Raw genomic sequence first — 19453 nt, forward strand, 5'->3', positions numbered from 1 at the left:
GCTATCCGGCGCTCGTCGGACGCCAGGTCTGCAGCGGGTTTCGCCAGTCGATCCCCTCAAGCAGATAGGACATCTGACCGGCAGAAAGAGCGATCGCGCCACCCTCGGTCGCGGGCCAAACGAAACGGCCCCGCTCCAGGCGCTTTGCATAAAGCGATAGCCCGATCCCATCGTGCCACAGGGCCTTTATCAGTCGTCCATTTCTCCCGCGGAAGACAAAAACGTCACCTTGGAAGGGGTCACGACCGAGACCTTCCTGCACCAGAAGTGCGAGCCCCTGCATCCCCTTGCGCATGTCGCAGTGACCGCTCGCGATCCACACCCGCACCCCGGAGCTGATCGGGATCATTTGAGTGCTCGCATGACCGCAGCCGCCAGTTCGGCAGGTGCGGTACAGTCAATTCTCACCTTCGCGCCATTCGGGAAGTCCACGAACATGGCCGTTTCGACCGCGCCGTTACCCGGAAGGCCAACGACCCTCGCTGGCACGAAGACAGGGCCGACTTCTGCAGCCAAAGCCTGCCGCCGCCAAGTATAAATCAAACCGGTCGAAACATCGAAGCGACGCGCAACTTCGGAAACAATCCCATCCGGCGCAAACGCCGCCGCCAGTATCTCTGCACGCTCATCTCGGGACCATCGCCGACGTCGCTCTCGCCCGGTCAATAAAATTGCCTGTGACATCAGTCCTCAATGCGCTCTTAAGTCCACTCTTAAGAGCGCAAACTCACAACATCAGAACAATTCCGCAAGGTGGCCCCCGCCGAAGGCGTACGTCGATAGCCACGAGAACACTTTTGAGCAAGCAGTGTCAGGAAAAGATCGACGGCCTCTTTCTCGCTGGTGAAGAGGTGCACTCTCTGCTGGCCGCGCCTTCCAATGCGCCCCCAACTGCGGGTAAGCGACACGTCACCAAACAGGGTCGGCTCGATCGACAACCGATAGAAGCGAGCCATGTTTCTCTTGAGGTCGGTGCGCTCGATATGGAGGTGGTAGGGCTGTGCGATCATGACGGAAGAATCGCAAAGTCCTGTCCGAGGCGTCCAACGACTTTTGTGAATCACTCGGGCGGAATCGATTCACGTTCGTTATGGTTGTCGCAATCACTGCTTCATCCGACCGAACAGCGAAGCGAACTTTGCATCTGCATAATAGCGCAGTTTCCTGGCGACGATCGGCCGCTGCCCCGCGATGAAAAGAAGTTCATCGGATGCAGGCAGATTGCGAACCTCGTCCGGCGTCAACAGCGAACGTCCGACATGCTGCTCGGCGAAGGACAAACCGGACTTTTCCGAATCGAGCGCGCGTGCCGCTGTTTTGAAGATTACGGTCTCCTGTCCGAGGAGGCTCCGTTTCACCGTAGACCAATTGAAGGTGCCCGAAATTCAAACCAGCATAGTAAGGTATAACAATCAGATTTCCAGCCAGACGTATATCAGTCATATTCCCCGCCCCATCTATGTCTTGTTGATGTTTACTCTCTTTCGACCGTGACCTGAAAATCTTCTAATTTTTCTCCTTTATAGTAAGCGATGAATCCGAATGCGTAGGGAGTGAGTATGTATGGTATGGTCACCTCTACCCTGTTCCATTTTATCCTGCATTTCGGGTTTATCTTGCGGCACATAAATCCTAGGCTATGCCCATTCGGGCCTAACCGGGAGTAAGGCGCTTTCACCAGCTTGATATCGAACTGCGCAAGCCACGATCTGATTTCGTCGTCGGTTTTAAGCTGCTCGATGATCCTGAAAAAGCACACCCAAAGATCGCTTTTCTCATTTAAGTCGCGCCAATACGGCTCCAAACGCAATTTGGAGTTTGGCTCGAGGCAGCTCTGAACCGACGGGTATTTCGAAATAGAACCGGTCAAGTCCTTCTCGCCGCTGGTTTCGGCAACCCTCAAAATATCGCTGCTTTGCGCCGCCAAAGACACCTCGCCGCTAAGTAGCGACAGCGTCAAAAGGAACACTGCAGTTACGCGGATAGCTTTCAGTTTACCGAATAGCATCCCCACGGGCGCACCGGACAACGCAATTCCGGGTTTATCCATTGCCTTCGTCCCCGTTACCACCCAAGCATTGGAAGGCGTATGCCCAATCACCCACGGTGTTCATCATTTTTTGATAATGCTCACATTAATGATTGCAAATACAATCTCAAGGGAAATTTTTGATTGATACCATTTTTACGAGAGGAGCTGGCTGGGTTCACAGCCCGCGCGTCGCATTGGCGACAAGCGCAGAATCTACAGGGTCTTCAACGTACCCTACATGAACGCGTTCGAGGTGCTGCGTCGGTTTTCCGCGAAGTTCGTCTGATCAGCCTGACTTTGAAGAGCGGACAGAGGGCACGAGGCTGAGCGAAGGCCACTACTCCAGACCTCGCACTTACACGAGCCCTTCGGCTGACAGGCTGACCATGGTTGGGGGATTTGGCCACGGCCTGGCTCTCAACGGGAGCGTAACCCAGCCTGAACCACAGATGGTTGGCGATGCTTAATCGCAACGTCACTTACGATACTCGGCGTTATAATCGGGTATAAGAATCTACGCTAATTCATATGACTTTGAGGAGATGGGCCGCTCTTTCGACGCTTCCGTCCCACGAGCCCTCTCCTAGGCGTTAGACAAATGCGTAAGGGAATTGGCGACGCGCCTATAGGATGAGAGACTGCCGTGCGCAAGGCGGCTCAATAATTGAATTCCTGCTCTTGAACGGATTCGAACCGGAAACCACCTGCGCGAATAGCTATGTACCTGATAACGCTTGGCACTTGGTCTCGTCAACGCGCTTGCGTCTCATGTCGAGCAATCCGGAAAGACTTGGCAACGCCGTTTTGAGGCGGAATTTAGTTCCGAAAGCGTGAAAAGCAGGACGTGATCGACGTGCCTGGTCTCAGCAATTAACCTGAGGCGCTGCTTCGGAAGCTCGTTGATTTGCCCTACACGGAAAGGCGGCACTTCGTTGCTCAGCTAAAGGTGACGACCAAAGGCCGCAAGGCGCTCGACGAGGCAAAGGAGACCGCGAGTGCGATCGAAAAACGTTTCGGCCGCGCCGATCCTTCGGACCTCGCACAGCAGCGGAAGCGAATCGGGGTTGATCAGAGCGGCGATATTGAGCGCATCCGCGACGTCGTGCGTCTTGCCGATCGCGCCATCGGGCCGAACTCACTCAGCAGATGGAGTTGAAGCGCTCGCTTTCACGCGAGCCAGACGTTTGGATTGGGGATGTAGCGGCAGTGATGCTCACAGTTCAATCGTAAAGGGGGATACGAATCGGCTGTGCGAAAATCATTCACGCCGGATGCTGTTGCACGCTCAACCCGCCATCGACAGTCAAGCAGGTTGCGTTCATGAACGGGCATTCGTCGGAGATCATGAAGACCGCCGCCATTGCGATCTCCTGCGGCGTTGCGATACGCCCGCCCGGATGCAGCTTCATCGTCTCGGCTTTTGCGGCCTCCGGGTCCGGAAAGCTATTCCAGTAGTCGATCACTTTCTGCGTCGCGACATAGCCTGGGGCGAGTGCATTCACCCGAACGTTGTCAGGCGCATATTCCAATCCCAATGACTTCGTCATGCCGAGCAGCGCGTGCTTGGCCAGTGGATAGGGGAAAGTATGCGGAATGATCGTAAAGGCGTGCGTGGAGGCAATGTTGAGAATCACACCACCGCCCTGCGCGATCAACCCCGGCAGCACCGCCTTCGAACAGTTCCAGGCGCCTTTCAGGTTGATGTCGAAGCAGCGGTCCCATTCCGCGTCGCTGGTTGCAAGCGGTTCGGCAAAGACGTTGACGCCTGCATTATTGACCAGCGCGTTGATCGGCCCGATTTCGCTTTTCGCCCGCAGAACCGCGGCATCGATGACCTTCGCATCTGTAATGTCAGCCTGCATGTGGCCGACAACTGCGCCCTTAGCGCAAAGCTTGTCAGCCACCACGGAGAGAAGCGCCCCATCCCTATCGATGAGGAAGACGGCTGCTGCTTCGCCAACGAAAGCCTCGGCGATTGCCAGACCGATACCCTGTGCGGCACCCGTTATGAATACACGCTTTCCTGTCAGACGGCCGACCAAAGCTTTCTCCTTCATCGTTCAACAGCCGAAAGGCTGATCTTCAACCGCCCGGCAAGGCTTTCTCCGGGCGCCAGCAAAGTAAGGCCGCCAAAATCCGCCATGTGATGGCCATTGGGCAAGTGGCTCATCGGCTCGAAACAAAAGAAGTCGGCGCTCCCGGGCGTGTAGATCATGTAGGTTCCGAACACGTCGTCCGCCTCGATCTCCGCATCCAGCGCCAGTTCCGGCCATCTGATCGAGGCCTTTCCGGTCCAGCCGTCGAATGCATTGTTGATCCATCGATCCGGGATGGTTCGCGGCGCCGCGAAATCGAGATCCTCAGGTTTGGTTATCAGCACATCCGGCAGATGGCCTGGCCGCTCGGTCCAGAACCGCGACGCCGGAGCCATCAACGTTGCGTTCGGGGTTAGAGGAAAGAAGGGATGAAAGCCGAGGCCGAAGGGCAACGGTGTGTCACCTCGGTTCGTCAAGGAGAGTCGATTGTCCAGGCGAGCGCCCGATACGGAAAAGCTTTGTGATGCGTCGTAACTGTAGGGCGATACGCGCCCCGCTTTATGCTCGTACTTCAGTGTCAGATGCTGCTGTTCGTGCTGCGTGACGCTCCATAGTCCGAGCCATCCATCACCATGCAGATAGAGCGGATCAGCGGTGTTGGCCCGGAATGAATAGTCGCGGCCTAGAACAGTCATGGAGTTGTTCTCGACGCGGTTTGCGAAGGGTACGAGCGGAAAGCTCGCCATAGCGCCATCCGGTCCCCCTCTTGGCAACATAAAAGCTCGCCCGCGAAATTCAGCGCGTCGGATTGCTCCGCCCCACCGTGACACGACGAGATCAAGATCGCCGCTGGCGATCCGAAGCTCCTCTGTGTCAACGGCGCTGCTCATCCGCGCCGTCCTGATGCTGATGACCTGAGATTGTCGAGCAGGACCGCGATGAGCAGGATCAACCCGCGCACGACATATTGGTAGAAAGCCTGGATGTTGAGCAGGTTCATCACGTTTTCGGCAATGCCCATGATCAATACGCCAACGATGACGCCCGTCATCGCGGCACGCCCGCCGGCAAGCGACACGCCGCCGAGAACGCATGCCGAGATGACCGACAGCTCGAGGCCGGTCGCGGCGTTCGGTTGACCGGACGTGATACGCGAGGCAAGCAGGATGCCGGCGATGGCGCAGACAAGACCCTGCAGCGCGAAGATCCAGATCCGCATATTGACGACATTGACACCGGCCAGCCGCGAGGCTTCGGGATTTCCGCCGATCGCGAGCGTGTTCTTGCCGAAAACAGTGCGGTTCAGCACAAAGCCGAAGACGACGAAGAGCAGGATCATGATCCAGATTGGTGTCGGGACGGTCAGGAAGCGCGACAACGCCAACTGGTAGAATGCCGGATCATTGATACCGACTGCCCGGCCATCGGAAGCGATCAGCGCGAAACCGCGGACTATCTGCATCGTCGCCAGCGTCGTGATCAGCGCATTGATACGGAACTTGGCGATGACCACGCCGTTGACGAGGCCAACGATGCTGCCGCAGATGAGCGCTGCTAGGAGCCCTAGCGGTATTGAACCCGTTGAGTTAGAGACCATAACGGCGATCATCCCGGAGAAGGCAACCGTCGAGCCAACGGACAGGTCGAAATCGCGCGATGCAAGGCAGAACATCATTGTGCAAGAAACGATGCCGATCGTGACCACCGACTGCAGCAGGCCTAACATGTTGCGTTCAGTCAGGAAGCTCGGAACTGACAAGGAGACGATCACGAAGGCGATGGCGAAAATCACCACGAGGCCCTGTTCGCCGAGAAGGATTTTTTTCAACGAGTTCATCGATACTGTTCCTGAGTTAGAAAGTGCCTGCCGCGTTCTTGTCGGGCAGAGCCGCCGTCAGAATGCTACGTTCATCGAAATCGGCGCGTTTGACATTGGCGGCGACGCGGCCTTGGCACATGACCATGATGCGGTCGGAAATGCCCATGACCTCAGGCAGTTCGCTCGAGATGACGACGACAGCCATTCCCTTAGCGGCCAGTTCGTAAAGGATTTCGTAGATCTCCGATTTGGCGCCGACATCGATGCCGCGCGTCGGCTCGTCGATGACGAGCACCCTGACGCCCTGCTCGGAAAGCCAGCGTCCCAGGATGACCTTCTGCTGGTTGCCGCCCGACAGATTGATGATGTCCTGCCTGCGGGAGGGAGTGCGTACCCGTAGCTTGGCGATGAATTCGTCGGCGACCGACGCTTCCTTTTTCGGGTTCAGAATGCCGAATGGCGAGAAGTGACGGCGCGACGAAATCGAAATGTTTTCCTCAATCGATCGTCCTTGGATGATGCCGTCGAACTTGCGATCCTCCGGGCAAAGAACCATCCCGGCCTTGATCGCCGCCCCGGGATTATTAGGAGAGACGGTAACGCCATCGATCTCGACCTCGCCTTGATGGCGGTGATCGGCACCATAAAGCAGCCGCGCCATTTCACTTCTCCCGGCGCCGATCAGGCCGAAGAAGCCAAGAATTTCGCCCTTGCGGACGGAAAAGCTGATCGGCGTCCGGAGCTTCGATCCGGCGAGGGTTTTGACCTCGAGACGCACGTCGCCGATCGGCCGTTCGCGCCAGCCCCAGATGTTGCTGATCTCGCGACCGACCATTTCGGCAATGATTTTATCGCGCGTCGTATTGGCGATCTTCGGATGATGCGCGGCGAGTTTGCCATCGCGAAGGACGGTGAGGCTGTCGCACAGTCGGAAAATCTCGTCGAGACGGTGCGAGACATAGAGGATGACAGTGCCGTTCGCCTTGAGTTTCTCGATCAACGCGAAGAGGATCTCGCTCTCACGGGATGACAGCGAGGATGTCGGCTCATCAAGTGCAATGACGCGCGCATCCAACATCACCGCCTTGGCGATCTCGACCATTTGACGAGCGCCGATCGAAAGCGCCGAGACCTTTGCTAAAGGATCAACATCGATCCCGACATCGTCGAGCTTGGCGCGCACCGTTTCGACGAGTGTCTTGCTGTTGATAACCCCGGCCTTGCCCGGAAAGCGCCCAAGCCAGAGGTTTTCTGCGACGGTCAGCTCCGGAACGAGCTGGAGTTCCTGATGGATGACAATGACACCTGCATGGAAGGCATCACGAACCGAACTGTATTTCTGCTCGAGGCCATCGATGACGATCGTGCCCTCGTCGGCGGACTGATCACCGGACAGTATTCGGATCAGCGTCGATTTTCCCGCGCCGTTCTCTCCCATCAATCCGTGAACCGCGCCTTTTTCGACGTCGAAGGAAACGTTGGAAAGCGCCTTAACGCCCGGATAGTCTTTGGAGACATTCTTGAATTCGAGGAAAGCCATCACCGCTCCGTCGAGAAAGAGCCCCGGCGACCGTGACCATGCCGCCGGGATGACATCACATTGCAAGAGCGATTACTGAATGCCGAGGTCCTTGCGAACCTTTTCGTAGTCGCCGCGCAGTGCAAGCGACCCGGAGGTCAGCGTCAGTTTGCCTGGCTCCTTGTTGCTGGCGATCCAGTCATACATGTTGAGCGCGGTTTCGTAGCCGTGACGCTTCGGCGAGATGATGACAGTGCCGAAAAAGCCGGTGGCCGATGGCTTCTTGAACTCGTTGATCGCCGATTCTGCACCGCCGATACCGACGCCGATCATGTTGTCAGCCGCAATGCCGACCGATTCCGAAGCGCGCACGGCGCCGAGAACGGCTTCGTCGTTGAGGCCGAAAGCAACCCAGTATTTCACGTCGGCATGCTTGTTAAGAACGGTGGTCGCGGCATTGAGAGCCGCTTCGGTATCCGTCTTCGCCTGCGGAGCGTCATAGATATTCTCAGCAGGGAAGCCCGCGGCCTTCAACACTGAGATGGCGCCTTCGACACGATCAACGGCGGTTGGAAGCTGGTCGTACGAAACGCGAATTGCGCCGACATTTTTCATGTCCCAACCGCGCTTCTTGATCTCGTCGACGATTGCTTGACCGACAGTTTCGCCGATCTTGGTGGCCGAGATGCCCATGTGGGGAATGTCTTCCAGCGGTTTGCCTTCAGCATCAACCAGACGGTCGTCGACGGTCATTAGCTTCAACTGATTGGCGGCTGCCTTTGCGACGATACCGGGGCCGAGCTTTACGTCAGGGGTGCAGATCACGAAGCCCTGAGCGCCTTGGGCACCGAGGTTATCGATCGCCGACTGGACCTTTTCGCCATCTTCCGCACCGATCTTGACGACGGTGAAGCCCTTTTCCTTGGCAGCCTGGTCAGCAAACTTCCATTCGTCCTGGAACCACGGCTCTTCCGGCTGCTTTACGATGAAACCGATCTTGACATCTTCGGCAAATGCGGAGCCGGCGGCCATAATGGCAAACGTGCCAGCCAGGATGGCTGCTTTCAACAAGCGCATGTCTCTCTCCCTAACCCTTGAAAATGAGCATCTGCCTCCCTGGCAGTGAAAAATGAAGTAGAACAAATCATCATACCAGTCAATTGCCTTTGTATGATGATTGGGATATTAGGATCACATCAAGCCCGCAAGGCGGGCGTCGCAAAGGAAATCGAATTCGGCTATGAGGGTTTGGTTTGCTTCGCGGGCAAGGAAAGCGGAGATGTCATCTTGGATTCCATCGAGCAGCAGAATGAGGATGTAAATCCGCGCCGGGAACGCCGTCCCCGCGTGCGCAAAAGCGTGACGGCTGCAATTGCCGAAGACGTCTTCTCGGAACGCTATCGCGCCGGCTCGCCGCTCCCACGCGAGAACGACCTCTGTGAAATTTATGGCGTCAGCCGCACGGTGATCCGCGAATCCCTTAAAGTGCTGGAATCCAAGGGACTGGTGCGCGGTAAGCCGAGGATCGGCACGTCAGTTTGCGACCGGGACGACTGGAACATCCTCGATGCCGAAGTGCTTGAATGGATGGGGCCCTACATCAAAGACTTCGACCTGCTTGGCTGTGTCCTCGAGGCGCGTCGGACGATCGAGCCCGCGGCCGCCGAATATGCGGCTGAACGGGCGTCTACCCAAGAAATCGCCGATCTCGACAGCGCCTGGCGGCAGATGCGCGATTCTGCCGGAGACCCCGAGGCTTTCACCGATGCCGACGTGACCTTCCATGCGGTGCTTCTCAAGGCAAGCCATAATCAGGTCTTTCGCCGGCTGCTAAGCGCCATCCACGCAGCGCTGAAATATGCGCTGCACGCCTCGAACATCGCGGTCGAAAGTCGCGAGGACGCCGTTGCCGTCCATGGCGAGCTCGTCGAGGCGTTGCGGTTGCGCAATCGCGCCAAAGCCCGTGAATGCGCCAACCGCATGCTGGATCTCGCGGTACGCGACCTCGCCGCTGCTGAGAAAGTTATCGGTCGGACCAAGTAAGCAGACAATCGCGGCCATTCCGCGGACGCAACAACAGACGAATGAAAGCCCCAACTCTGATGAAGATTACGAAACTGACGACCTATATCGTACCGCCGCGCTGGTTGTTTCTGAAAATCGAGACGGATGAAGGTGTGGTTGGTTGGGGCGAGCCTGTTGTCGAAGGCCGGGCGCTTACGGTCAAAGCGGCCGTTCATGAACTGGCCGACTATCTGGTCGGCAAAGACCCCTTTCTCATCGAAGACCACTGGACCGTTATGTATCGCGGCGGCTTCTACCGTGGCGGTGCCATTCACATGTCTGCGTTGGCAGGCATCGATCAGGCTCTCTGGGACATAAAGGGTAAGGCACTCGGCCAGCCGATCCACTCGTTGCTCGGCGGTCAGGTGCGCGATCGCATCAAGGTCTACAGCTGGATCGGCGGCGACCGCCCCTCCGACGTCGCCCGCAACGCCAAAGACGTCGTTGCGCGCGGCTTCAAGGCGATCAAGCTCAATGGCTGCGAGGAAATGCAAATCGTCGATTCTAACGAGAAGATCGACAAGGCGGTCGAGACAATCGCTACGATCCGCGAGGCGATCGGTCCACATGTCGGCATCGGCGTCGATTTTCACGGCCGCGTTCACAAGCCGATGGCAAAGGTTCTTGCAAAGGAGCTGGAGCCTTACAAACTGATGTTCATCGAAGAGCCTGTCCTGTCCGAGCACCGTGAGACGTTGAAGGAAATCGCTAATCATTGCTCGACGCCTATTGCGCTGGGGGAGCGTCTCTATTCACGGTGGGACTTCAAGTCTGTTCTTGCTGACGGCTATGTCGATATCATCCAGCCGGATCTGAGCCACGCCGGCGGCATAACCGAATGCCGCAAGATCGCTTCGATGGCGGAGGCCTATGATGTTGCGCTCGCCCCGCATTGCCCGCTCGGTCCCATCGCGCTTGCCGCGTGTCTACAAGTCGATGCCGTCAGCTACAATGCGTTCATCCAGGAGCAGAGCCTTGGCATCCATTATAACAAGGCCAACGACATCCTCGACTACATCTCCAACAAGGAGGTGTTCCATTATGCCGACGGTTTCGTGTCGATCCCAAAGGGTCCGGGTCTTGGTGTCGAGGTAGACGAAGCCTATGTCATCGAACGCGCCAAGGAAGGGCATCGTTGGCGCAACCCGATCTGGCGCCACGACGATGGCAGTTTCGCGGAATGGTGAAACGCGGAAGAGCCCCTGAGCGGCTTGTGGTCCGGCCGCATATAGTCACGCCATCCTTCCACACGTGCCGGCTTGGATGCGGCCTTTGTAATACCGGCTGAGATCTTGTTGAAGTTGGCTGGAATCACACCTTAGTGGGTGCCTAGACGTGAGGAAACCCAATGCCGCCTGATGAGCTTTCGACCAGTCAAGCCTTCTTCGAGGTTCTAACTGGAAGCTTTTTGAGTGCTGTCGGCCGACCGCTCGTTGTGGCAGGGAGCCAAATGGCTCTACTTCGACGCCCCCTTTGTGGTCGTTGCTCACAACACAGAGGCGATGGCTGATAACTGCAGGTCTTGTGCTTGTCAGGCAAAAGCCTGGCTCAGCGAAAGGCGTGATGTTCATCACCATCGAGGACGAGACGGGGCCGGCCAATCTCGTCGTCTGGCCAAGCCTGTTCGAACGCCCGTCAGGTCGTTCTCGGATCGTCGATGATGGCGATCAACTGCCGCATTCAGCGAGGGGGCGACGTCGTCCATCTGGTTGCGCAGCAGCTTTTCGACCTACCAGGAGACCTGGCCCGGCTGACGGACCACGATCTGGAGTTCAAGTTGCCGACGGGCAAAGGAGATGAATTCGCGCGTGGTTCTGCTCGGGAGCCAGGACTCGCAAGGCCGGGCGGCCGCAAAGCCAAGGGACATCTTCATTCCCTTGTGCCGAGTTCGGCATATCCCGAGCTACTATGTCGAGTCAGTTCCCTGAAGCCCGCGATTTCCGATAGGTCTGGATGATAAGCTCGGCATAAAATCTCGCTCTGCGCTTGGCAGCTTCGCGCCAATTGAAGCCGCTGCCGTTTTCATGTTGCATTGCAGAATAAATGCGGTAATTAAAAATTACTCACCACGGACCCGGTGAAACTCCGGGTGGCTCTTCTGGCCGCCGATCCGCCAGACCACGCAAAACCTGCATGCCATTCAATCGACCGCTCGAAAGAGCGCGTTCGCCATGCTTTGCGAGAACTCATCAAATGCAATTTTCTTCCATCCGTCGGGATTGGTCCGCCAATCCTATGCGCGAAATGCTCGCCGGAGCCGTCGCGACGTTCGCGCTAATCCCCGAGGTTATCGCGTTCTCCTTCGTCGCGGGCGTCGATCCTCAAGTCGGCCTGTTCGCATCCTTTATCATCGGTATCGTGATTGCCTTCACAGGAGGCCGTCCCGCAATGATATCCGCCGCTGCCGGATCGGTTGCCCTTGTTGCAGCACCCTTGGTCCACGCCCATGGGCTTCCTTACCTCTTTGCCGCCGGTTTGTTGGCAGGCGTGTTCCAGATTGCCTTCGGGCTTCTCCGTCTCAGCGTCCTAATGCGCTTCGTTTCGAGATCTGTCCGAACGGGCTTCGTCAACGCACTCGCGATTCTGATCTTCGCGGCCCAGCTACCGCATATCTTCGGGGGTGACTGGCTTGCGTATGGGATGCTGGCGGCAGGGCTCGCGGTCATCTACCTTGTGCCGACGATTAGCACTGCCATCCCGTCGCCCTTGATCTGCATTCTGGTTCTCACCGCTGCCTCGATATCCTTGCAGCTTCCAGTGATGACGATCGCCGATCTGGGCAAGCTACCGGAATCCCTTCCAATCTTCGGCTGGCCCACCGTTCCCCTCACACTGGAGACCCTGACGATCATCGCCGGACCGGCGCTTGCCATAGCCATGGTTGGGTTGCTGGAATCCATGATGACGGCCAGTGTCGTCGATGATCTCACAGGCACCCCGAGTTCGAAAAACAGGGAGTGCACCGGCCTTGGCATCGCCAATGCTGCGGCCAGCCTCTTCGGTGGGATCGCAGGCTGCGGCATGATCGGCCAGACCGTCGGCAACGTGAAATACGGTGGACGTGGCAGACTTTCCACACTGTTCTCTGGTGCGTTCCTGCTCGTCCTGATGGTCTTGCTGAAGCCGTGGGTCTCTCAGGTTCCCGTGGCGGCACTCGTTGCCATCATGGTGATGGTCTCTATCGATACCTTCGATTGGTCGTCATTGAAGACCGTGGTCGTCCACCCGAAGATGTCGAGCGCCGTCACGGTCGTGACCGTTCTCGTCACGGTGTTCAGCTCCAATCTTGCTCTGGGGGTTACCGTAGGCGTTCTTCTGAGTGGCGTGTTCTTCACGTTCAAGGTTGCTCGTCTGTTGCGAGTTGAAACCCAGACAAATGCTGCTGCGGGTCATGTGACGTATCGGGTGTCGGGTCAGGTCTTCTTCGCGTCAGCCGACGTCTTCGTTGAAGCATTTGATATCGAGGAAGCAACCGGTATGGCGGTGCTAATTGATGTATCGCAAGCCCATTTCTGGGACATAACTGCCGTCGCAGCTCTCGACAAGGTCGTTGAGCGTTTCAAAGCACATGGCATCGCCGCCAATGTCTTGGGGTTGAACGATGCAAGTGCCACGCTGATTGGAAGCCTCAATGGCCCGATGAAGCTCAAAGAGGTCTGATCTCGTATCTGCTGCAAGAGCGTCGAGTTCGGAGTCGTAGATGTCTCCGCTAGGTTTGCTTTGCGGAGGCAGATTATTATGCCGAGCTTATCATCCAGACCTATCGGAAATCGCGTGCTCTAGGGAACTCGCTCGGCATAGTATCCGGTTCGGGATAAATTCCCGATTTGCATATCGATACCCTCAAGGTGCGCAAGCGGAACTTCCACTAATGGGGCGGCGGCGTGAGAAGGACGACTGGGAGAATGTTGAGAGATTGCGCGGTGTTCCACCCTCCTGCCTTTATCCCGCTGGCGACCGCATCGCCCGCGGCGGTCGCTCGCGTGTCGTTTTCACCGCGCCATGCTCATGGCTGGCGCGCAGAATGAGTTCCGCGCCAACGAGAATCTTGACCGGCGGCTGCGGTTCGGCTGCAGCGATGAGGTCGTCGAGCACGGTGACGGCAAGGTAGCCGATCTTGCGCTTCGAGACGTCGATGGTCGTCAGCCTCGGCTCCATGGTGGCACTCTGCGGCAGGTTGTCGAAGCCGATGATCGAAACGTCTTGCGGGATAGAAACGCCATGTTCGCGAAGCGCGCGGATGAAGCCGTAGGCGATAATATCGTTGGTGCAGAAATAGCATTCCGCAAGCTCGAGCCCGGTCGAAAGCAGCGCGCGCGTATCGAGATAGGCTCCGTCATAGGTCGATTCCACCGAGAGGATGTCGGCCTCGTTCACCGCCAGGCCGAGCCTTACCATGTTCTTGAAGAAGGCCTCGCGGCGCAGGCGGAAGTTGGTCGTATCAACATGGGAGGCGACGAAGCCGATGCGCCGGAAACCCTGCATGCGGAACCGAGACAGTACCTTGTAGACGGCGTCCTCGTTGTTCATGTCGACGAAATTGGCGTCGAGCACGTCGTAGAACGTATCGATGAAGACGGTCGGCAGGCCCAGACCCTGGATGAGCCTGATATCGGCCTCCGTCAGTTCCGTGCCGAGCGCGATGACGCCTGATATCGGCGCACCGGCCAGCGATTCCGCCACCTTGCTGATCGGCTGGCCCTCGAAGCTCACTACTTCCAGCGTATAGTTGCGCCGCGTCGCCTCGGCCGACATGCCGTCAATATAATCGGAGACAAAAACGCTGTGGTCGCGATTGACGGTGTGGCCGTGCTTGGCGATCTTCAAGAAGCGCAATGTCTCGCCCGGTTCCGTACTGCTGCGCGTTGCGCGTGGCACGTAGTTGAGACTTGCCACCGCCTCCAGCACGCGGGCTCGCGTTACGCCGGAAATCTCTCCCTTGCCGTTCAACACGAGTGAAACCGTCGCCGGCGATACGCCCGCCGCATCGGCAATGTCCCTGATAGTCAGTTTTCCCGGTTTCTTCATGCGGAATAACGGCGCCTCTTATGCTGCGACTGCTAACAAGTTTACTAAACGATTTAGACGATATTTGCGAGACCTAAGGCAATTATGCACCTTAAGCAACCGAAGCAGAGCATTAAAAGGGGCTTGTCAGCGGAAATTTCCTTTGCTAGCGTTTTAGTGAAGCTAGGTATTGTTTAGTAAACAAATGGGAGGGGATCATGCAAAAAACCGGCGGACAGCTGGCGATGCTGGTTGTCATAAACGGCCTTTTGCTTGCTACGGGTGCCCTGATTTCCGGCGGCTTGTTCCTTTCCGCTTTTAATCTCCAGTCCATGGCGAGCCAAGTGCCGGAAATCGGCCTTCTGGCCATCGGCGTCATGCTTGCCATGTGCGCCGGCAATGGCGGCATCGACCTGTCGGGCATTGCGCTTGCCAATCTTTCGGGCGTGCTGTCCGCTGTCGTCGTGTCGTCCTTCCTGTCGGCTACGGAAAGTGGTGCGGCCTTCAGTATTGCCTTCATCGCGGGCGCGCTCCTCGTCGGCCTTGCCGGCGGCGTCATCAACGGCCTTCTCATCTCGCGGCTGAGCATCACGCCGATCCTTTGCACGCTCGGTACGCAAATGGCCTTTATGGGTCTTGCGGTAGTGGTCTCAGGCGGGAAGGCCGTGACAGTCGGCAGCCCGGCGCTCCTCTCCAGCATCGGCAATGACATGATCGCCGAGGTGCCGATCAGCTTCCTCCTTTTCGTACTGGTCGCTGGCATCGTCGCCGCGCTCTTGAAGTTCACGCCCTACGGCCTGTGGCTGATGCTGATGGGCACCAATCCGAAGGCCGCGGTCTATGCGGGCTTCCCAAAGAACGGCGTGCTCATCTCCACATATGGGATTTCAGGTACGCTGTCGGGCCTCGCCGGCGTCATCATCGCGGCGCGCAACGTCAACGTGAAGTTCGACTACGGCAGTTCTTACCTGCTCATCGCCATTCTCATCGCCGTCATGGCGGGCGTGAAGCCGGACGGCGGCTACGGGCGCGTCGTGTGCGTCGTGCTCAGCGCCATCGCTCTGCAGCTCATGTCGAGCCTGCTCAATTTCGGCGGCCTTTCCAATTTCGTGCGCGATTTCGCCTGGGGCCTGCTGCTGCTCACGTTCCTGGCGGTCGGCCGCTACGACATCGCTGGCTTCCTGTCCTCGGGTCGCCGCACGCAAACCCCTTCGGTGCCTGTCCCTCAAGCATCGAAGTAGAAACAGGAGGGAATATTCGTGGAGGAAACTATGAAGTCGTTTTCGAAGAAGCTATTGGCTGGAACCACCGCCGCAGCCGTCGGGCTCGCAGGTTCGATCGGTGTGCTGGCCGCACAGGACAAGCCTGTCATCGCCACCGTGGTCAAGATCAGCGGTATTCCGTGGTTCGACCGCATGAACACCGGCGTCGTCGCCTATCAGGAAGCCAATCCTGACGTCGTCGCCACCCAGAGCGGCCCGGCGACGGCGGACTCGGCCCAGCAGTTGCAGATCGTCAACGATCTCATCGCTAAGGGCGTCAACGCACTTGCCGTCGTGCCGATGGACCCGGCTGTTCTCGAAGGCACGTTCCAGCGCGCCATGGATCGCGGCATCGTCGTCGTGACGCATGAAGCCGACAACCAGACCAACACCAATGCCGACGTCGAGGCCTTCGACAATGCCGACTACGGTGCGGCGCTGAACGAGCGCCTGGCCGAATGCATGGGCAAGCAAGGCAAGTGGACGACTTTCGTCGGTTCGCTCGGCAGCCGCACGCACATGCAGTGGGTCGGTGCTGGCGAAGAGAATGCGAAGAAGTATGCCGGCATGGAACTCGTCGATCCGAACAACGAATCCTTCGACGACGCCAACGGCACCTATGAGAAAGCCAAGGAAATCCTGCGCAAGCACCCTGATCTCAAGGGCTTCCAGACCTCGGCTGGCAACGACGTCCTCGGCGTCGGCCGCGCCATCGACGAAGCGGGCCTGAGCGGCAAGGTTTGCCTGGTCGGCACCGGCCTGCCGAACCCGTCCGCTGACCTTCTTGAATCCGGCGCCATCACCGCAATCGGCTTCTGGGATCCGCAGAAGGCGGGCATGGCGATGAACGCCGTCGCCAAGCTGCTGCTGGAGAAGAAGGAAGTCACCGACGGCATGGACCTCGGCGTCGAAGGCTACAACAAGGTCTCCGTCAAGCAAGGCCCGGGAAAGGGTCTACTGATCCTCGGCAACGGCATGGTCTTGGCCGACAAGGCGACCTACAAGGAACACCTTTTCTAATTGGGAAAACCGTCAGCCGGTCGGGAGATTAGCCTCCCGGCCGAACCGTCCGGCGTGGCAACGCGCCGGTCAGCACGAGGACAATTTCCGTGGCGGCACAAGCACACACCGCGCAGCGTTCTGCGGCGCTCCTTGAACTCAGAAACATCCAGAAATGGTTCGGTGGCGTGCACGCGCTACGCGGCATCGACCTGACGCTCCAGTCGGGCCAAGCCTACCATCTTCTCGGTGAGAACGGTTGCGGCAAGAGCACCGTCATCAAGATCATGTCCGGCGCACACGCGCCGACTTCGGGCGAGATCATACTCGATGGCGAGACCTTTTCGTCGCTGACGCCGATCCAGTCGCTCGCCGCCGGCATCGAGACCGTTTACCAGGACCTGTCACTGCTGCCCAACCTGACCGTCGCCGAAAACGTCGCGCTCAACGAGCAGTTGGTCAACGCCAATGGCCGCCTGGCGCGCCTCTTCGACCGCAAGCGACTGAGGGAAACGGCGGAAAGGGCGCTCGCGGCTGCGGGCCTGCCGGTCGATCCCGCCTTCCTCAACACGATCGTTTCCGACCTGCCGCTGGCGTCCCGCCAGCTTGTCGCCATCGCACGGGCCATCGCGACCCGCGCCAAGCTCGTCATCATGGACGAACCCACCACGTCGCTGACCCGTCGCGAGGTGGACAATCTCATTCGCGTCGTCGAACGCCTTCGTTCCGAAAACGTCGCCGTGCTTTTCGTCACGCACAAGCTCGACGAATGCTACCGCATCGGCGGTCACGCTGTCGTCTTCCGTGACGGCCAGTGTGTCGCGCAAGGGCCTATCGCGAACTACAGCAAGAAGGAACTGGCCGAGCTGATGACTGGCCGATCGATCGACGCCCAGCGCTATCGCACGGGCAAGCCGGCCGATAACGAACTCCTCAAGGTCAACCGCCTCGTCGCCGACGGCGTGCGGAACATGAGCTTTTCCATCAGGAAGGGCGAAATCCTCGGCATTACCGGTCTGGCCGACTCCGGCCGCAACGAACTTGCTATGGCGCTCACCGGCGTCGCCCCCGCGACAAGTGGCGTGGTGACCATCGAGGGCAAGGCCGTTTCCGTGCGTTCGCCGGCCGAGGCGATCGAGCGGGGCATCGGTTACGTGCCGGAGGACCGGCTCGCCGAAGGCCTGTTCCTCGGCAAGTCTATCTTCGAAAATGAGATTGCCCTGATCGTCTCGCGCCTTGCCAATTCGCTCGGTGTCGTCGATCGGCAGGAGGGGCGCACCATCGCGGCCCGGCTTTCCGAGGAAATGCGGCTCAACACCAGGAATCTAGACCTGCCGGTCGGCGCGCTTTCGGGCGGCAACCAGCAGCGCGTTTTGATCGGTCGTTGGTTGAGCATCGCGCCGAAGCTGCTCGTGCTGCACGGGCCAACGGTCGGCGTCGACGTTGGCTCCAAGGATACGATCTACCGCGTCATCCAGGCGCTCGCCGAATCCGGCATGGGCCTGATCATCGTCAGCGACGACCTGCCCGAACTGCTGCAGAACGCTGACCGTATCCTCGTGATGAACGGCGGCCAGGTGGTCGCGGAAATGGATGCGGAGCAGGCAACGGAAGACCAGCTTTACAAGGCGATGCTGACGACTACGACGGAGACTGTGCAATGAGCGCTTCCCGAACCGATGAACTCCATGGCGCTGCCAATCCGTCGCGTTCCTTCAGCTTCGGTGCGCTCGTGCACCGTCGCCCGGAGACGATCACCTTCCTTCTCCTGATAGCGATCCTGGTCAGCGTCGCCATCGCCAACCCGGTCTTCCTGCAGCCCTCGACGCTCATCGATATCGGCCGCGCCAGCGTGGTCATGGGACTTTTCGCGCTCGGCGTCTTCATCATCCTGGCTGCTGGCGGCATCGACGTCTCCTTCACGGCGATCGCGGCCTTCACCATGTATTCGATGACGGTGCTGGTGCAGCACTATCTACCAGGTCTGCCCATCGTCGTCGTCATCCTGATGGCGACGTTTGGCGGTGCGGTACTTGGCATCATCAACGGCCTCCTTGTCCATCACCTGAAGGTGCCGTCGTTGATCGTCACCATCGGCACGCAGTATCTCTTCCGCGGCTTCCTGCTCTCCTTCATCGGCACCGTCTGGATCATGTCGCTGCCGCCGCAGATGGGTGCCTTCGGTCGCATGCCGCTCGTCCAGTTTGAATCCGCCAATGGCGCACTCATCACGCTACCATTCTATTTCCTCGTCCTGCCTGTCGCGGCGTTCGTCACTTGGTGGATCCTCAATCGCACCCTGATGGGCCGTGCGATCTTCGCCGTTGGCGGCAATGCCGAGATCGCAAGCCGCCTCGGCTACAGCCTGCGCACCGTGCATGTCTTCCTGTTTGGTTATGCGGGCGCGCTCGCGGGTCTTGCCGGAATTATCCATGTCTGCGCCAACCGGCAGGCCAACCCCTTCGATCTCGGTGGCACCGAGATCAACGTCATCGCCGCCGTCGTGCTCGGTGGGGCGCGTATCACCGGCGGCACGGGTACGGTTCTCGGCACTCTTCTCGGTGTGCTGCTGATCGTCGTGCTCAACAGCGTGCTCGTCATGGTCGGCATTCCCAGCACCTGGCAACGGCTCGTCGTCGGTAGCTTCATCCTGCTGGCGGCCGCCTTCTTCGTCACGCGTCAGCGTAAGAAATAACCCCCACTCCCGGAGGAACC

At 58.5% G+C, this 19453-nt stretch carries 18 protein-coding genes, 2 pseudogenes and 1 other annotated feature; of the genes and pseudogenes, 9 read left to right on the forward strand and 11 right to left on the reverse strand.

What is annotated here, in order from left to right; genetic code table 11:
• Position 1 precedes the first annotated feature (1 nt).
• The 5 genes and pseudogenes from tnpB to ACSQ9D_RS33505 form a co-directional block, all read right to left on the reverse strand.
• Complete coding sequence (tnpB, locus tag ACSQ9D_RS33485) at positions 2-349, reverse strand: IS66 family insertion sequence element accessory protein TnpB (RefSeq protein ID WP_040680928.1); 348 nt, start codon at positions 347-349, stop codon at positions 2-4.
• The gene (tnpA, locus tag ACSQ9D_RS33490; protein ID WP_436284670.1) at positions 346-684 is read right to left on the reverse strand and encodes an IS66-like element accessory protein TnpA; all 339 of its coding nucleotides are present in this window, start codon (positions 682-684) and stop codon (positions 346-348) included. Before tnpA ends, tnpB begins: the two co-directional genes overlap by 4 nt.
• Positions 685-713: 29 nt before the next feature.
• A complete protein-coding gene (locus tag ACSQ9D_RS33495) occupies positions 714-1010 on the reverse strand; it encodes a WGR domain-containing protein (RefSeq protein ID WP_436286068.1) in 297 nt (98 codons plus the stop codon).
• A 93-nt stretch (positions 1011-1103) separates the two neighbouring features.
• Positions 1104-1346: pseudogene (locus tag ACSQ9D_RS33500) on the reverse strand (type IV secretory system conjugative DNA transfer family protein); the annotation flags it as partial.
• Positions 1347-1474: 128 nt separating this feature from the next.
• Entirely contained in the window at positions 1475-2050 is a 576-nt protein-coding gene (locus ACSQ9D_RS33505) for a hypothetical protein (protein ID WP_436284277.1), read from the reverse strand.
• Between the two features lie 886 nt (positions 2051-2936).
• Between ACSQ9D_RS33505 and ACSQ9D_RS33510 the strand changes: the two genes are divergently transcribed.
• Positions 2937-3188, forward strand: a complete 252-nt coding sequence (locus tag ACSQ9D_RS33510) for a hypothetical protein (RefSeq protein ID WP_436286069.1) — start codon at positions 2937-2939, stop codon at positions 3186-3188.
• Between the two features lie 106 nt (positions 3189-3294).
• On the opposite strand, the gene ACSQ9D_RS33515 is transcribed toward ACSQ9D_RS33510, so the two are convergent.
• The 5 genes from ACSQ9D_RS33515 to ACSQ9D_RS33535 all read right to left on the reverse strand — a co-directional run bounded on the left by ACSQ9D_RS33515 (position 3295) and on the right by ACSQ9D_RS33535 (position 8483).
• Complete coding sequence (locus ACSQ9D_RS33515) at positions 3295-4074, reverse strand: SDR family oxidoreductase (protein WP_436286190.1); 780 nt, start codon at positions 4072-4074, stop codon at positions 3295-3297.
• Between the two features lie 11 nt (positions 4075-4085).
• A complete protein-coding gene (locus ACSQ9D_RS33520) occupies positions 4086-4958 on the reverse strand; it encodes an aldose 1-epimerase (protein WP_436286070.1) in 873 nt (290 codons plus the stop codon).
• A complete protein-coding gene (gene araH / locus ACSQ9D_RS33525; RefSeq protein WP_436286071.1) occupies positions 4955-5905 on the reverse strand; it encodes an L-arabinose ABC transporter permease AraH in 951 nt (316 codons plus the stop codon). The genes ACSQ9D_RS33520 and araH overlap by 4 nt, the downstream gene beginning before the upstream one ends.
• Positions 5906-5921: 16 nt before the next feature.
• On the reverse strand, positions 5922-7427 hold the full coding sequence (gene araG, locus ACSQ9D_RS33530; protein ID WP_436286072.1) for an L-arabinose ABC transporter ATP-binding protein AraG: 1506 nt from the start codon (positions 7425-7427) through the stop codon (positions 5922-5924).
• Between the two features lie 72 nt (positions 7428-7499).
• Positions 7500-8483 (reverse strand): arabinose ABC transporter substrate-binding protein, encoded by a 984-nt coding sequence (locus tag ACSQ9D_RS33535; RefSeq protein ID WP_436286073.1) that lies wholly within the window; start codon positions 8481-8483, stop codon positions 7500-7502.
• A 210-nt stretch (positions 8484-8693) separates the two neighbouring features.
• Here ACSQ9D_RS33535 and ACSQ9D_RS33540 point away from each other — a divergent pair, with 210 nt between their 5' ends.
• The 4 genes and pseudogenes from ACSQ9D_RS33540 (at position 8694) to ACSQ9D_RS33555 (ending at position 13130) form a co-directional block, all read left to right on the forward strand.
• Positions 8694-9449 (forward strand): FadR/GntR family transcriptional regulator, encoded by a 756-nt coding sequence (locus ACSQ9D_RS33540; RefSeq protein ID WP_436286074.1) that lies wholly within the window; start codon positions 8694-8696, stop codon positions 9447-9449.
• Between the two features lie 59 nt (positions 9450-9508).
• Positions 9509-10657 (forward strand): galactonate dehydratase, encoded by a 1149-nt coding sequence (dgoD, locus tag ACSQ9D_RS33545; RefSeq protein ID WP_436286075.1) that lies wholly within the window; start codon positions 9509-9511, stop codon positions 10655-10657.
• Between the two features lie 313 nt (positions 10658-10970).
• Positions 10971-11398: pseudogene (locus tag ACSQ9D_RS33550) on the forward strand (OB-fold nucleic acid binding domain-containing protein); the annotation flags it as partial.
• Positions 11399-11537: 139 nt separating this feature from the next.
• Positions 11538-11593, forward strand: a sequence feature (sul1 is cis-regulatory element that is thought to sense ions involved in sulfur or methionine metabolism; They are found in Alphaproteobacteria).
• 70 nt (positions 11594-11663) lie between these two features.
• On the forward strand, positions 11664-13130 hold the full coding sequence (locus ACSQ9D_RS33555; RefSeq protein ID WP_436286076.1) for a SulP family inorganic anion transporter: 1467 nt from the start codon (positions 11664-11666) through the stop codon (positions 13128-13130).
• A gap of 282 nt (positions 13131-13412) precedes the next feature.
• Here ACSQ9D_RS33555 and ACSQ9D_RS33560 read toward each other — a convergent pair whose 3' ends face one another.
• Positions 13413-14498 carry a LacI family DNA-binding transcriptional regulator gene (locus ACSQ9D_RS33560; protein ID WP_436286077.1) on the reverse strand — a complete coding sequence of 362 codons (1086 nt, stop codon included), beginning with the start codon at positions 14496-14498 and terminating at the stop codon, positions 13413-13415.
• A gap of 197 nt (positions 14499-14695) precedes the next feature.
• Between ACSQ9D_RS33560 and ACSQ9D_RS33565 the strand changes: the two genes are divergently transcribed.
• The 4 genes from ACSQ9D_RS33565 (at position 14696) to ACSQ9D_RS33580 (ending at position 19433) form a co-directional block, all read left to right on the forward strand.
• Positions 14696-15718 carry an ABC transporter permease gene (locus tag ACSQ9D_RS33565; RefSeq protein ID WP_436286078.1) on the forward strand — a complete coding sequence of 341 codons (1023 nt, stop codon included), beginning with the start codon at positions 14696-14698 and terminating at the stop codon, positions 15716-15718.
• Between the two features lie 30 nt (positions 15719-15748).
• On the forward strand, positions 15749-16759 hold the full coding sequence (locus tag ACSQ9D_RS33570) for a substrate-binding domain-containing protein (RefSeq protein ID WP_436286079.1): 1011 nt from the start codon (positions 15749-15751) through the stop codon (positions 16757-16759).
• Between the two features lie 89 nt (positions 16760-16848).
• Positions 16849-18402, forward strand: coding sequence for a sugar ABC transporter ATP-binding protein (locus ACSQ9D_RS33575; protein ID WP_436286080.1), 1554 nt, complete (start codon positions 16849-16851; stop codon positions 18400-18402).
• Positions 18399-19433, forward strand: a complete 1035-nt coding sequence (locus tag ACSQ9D_RS33580) for an ABC transporter permease (RefSeq protein ID WP_436286081.1) — start codon at positions 18399-18401, stop codon at positions 19431-19433. The genes ACSQ9D_RS33575 and ACSQ9D_RS33580 overlap by 4 nt, the downstream gene beginning before the upstream one ends.
• Positions 19434-19453 lie beyond the last annotated feature (20 nt).

Origin of the sequence: Rhizobium sp. LjRoot258 (assembly GCF_964254185.1) — a bacterium.
In the GTDB taxonomy this organism is placed as follows: domain Bacteria; phylum Pseudomonadota; class Alphaproteobacteria; order Rhizobiales; family Rhizobiaceae; genus Rhizobium.